The 538-nt window shown below is 48.3% G+C and carries 1 pseudogene; it reads left to right on the top strand.

Annotation, left to right across the window (positions count from 1 at the left end):
- Positions 1-538 (top strand): annotated as a pseudogene (locus GRP75_RS28995) (hypothetical protein); the annotation flags it as partial.

Below are 538 nucleotides of genomic sequence, written 5' to 3' on the forward strand. Positions count from 1 at the left end.
GGAAAGGCGATGAACGCGCCACTCAAGACGAAAGTGCTAAACAGCGCCAAAGCGTTTGACAGCAAGCGTCCTTTGCAATTTGAAGCATTCTGGCGGGTCAAATCCCCTTATCAGTCCAACAAGCCTTCAAATTACTGGGTATTTTGGGGCGCAGGAGAACAAGCTTCCTCGTTGTATGTGGATGTGGATCGAGGTAACGCTATTACCATCAACGCGGACTATGCGCTAAAGCAGGTGGATCCTTTGTTACTGAACCGTGCAATGAACACATTTAAGCGTGTGAGTGGACAGCGAATCAAGGTACAGCACGCTTCACGGTACAAGGACGAGACGAAGGGACTTTCATATTGGTCGTTCGAGGATGCAAACGAGGCGAGTGAGGTCAAAATTAGCGCGGTAACCGGTAAAGTGCTGGCCGTATCCACCTATGGGGTGGACTGGAATGATGACGCAGATTTCAAAAAAACATTTGCAAGCCCGAAATATACTGCCTCAGAAGCTTTGAAGCTAGTCAAGCCCAAGGCTCAAATGTTGTTTA

The sequence above is a fragment of the Paenibacillus sp. OT2-17 genome (genome assembly GCF_009827695.1).
Taxonomy (GTDB): domain Bacteria; phylum Bacillota; class Bacilli; order Paenibacillales; family Paenibacillaceae; genus Paenibacillus; species Paenibacillus polymyxa_B.